Origin of the sequence: Actinomadura sp. KC06 (assembly GCF_004348735.1) — a bacterium.
Taxonomy (GTDB): Bacteria; Actinomycetota; Actinomycetes; order Streptosporangiales; family Streptosporangiaceae; genus Spirillospora.
Genome location: NZ_SMKT01000421.1, coordinates 1 through 400 on the forward strand (window position 1 = coordinate 1; position 400 = coordinate 400).

Genomic DNA, 400 nt, shown 5'->3' on the forward strand with positions numbered 1-400 from the left:
TTGAGCGGGTGGGGGAGGTGGGGGTCGAGGTGGTCGCAGACGTGGTCGAGGGCGTGGGCGAAGGCGGGGTGGGTGTCGTGGAGTTCGCGGCCCATTCCGGCGCGTTGGGCTCCTTGGCCGGTGAGCAGGTAGGCGAGTTTGCCGGGTTGTGGGACGTGGACGGGGGCGGTGTGGCCGTCGGCGAGTGCGCGTAGCCCGGTGAGGAGTTCGGCGCGGCTCTCACCGGTCACGGCGGCGCGGTGCTCGAACGTGGACCGGGCGGTGGCGAGGGTGGCGGCGACGGCGGTGGTGTCCAGCTCGGGATCGGCCGCGAGCGCGTCGCCGATCCGCTCGGCCTGAGCACGCACCGCCGCCGGGGTCTTGGCGGTGATGAGGAGTGGGGCCGGGGCCGGGGTGGCGG

Annotated in this window: 1 pseudogene; it reads right to left on the reverse strand. The window is 74.8% G+C overall.

The annotated features are described in order from the left end of the window. Positions 1–400: pseudogene (locus tag E1287_RS44545) on the reverse strand (type I polyketide synthase); the annotation flags it as partial.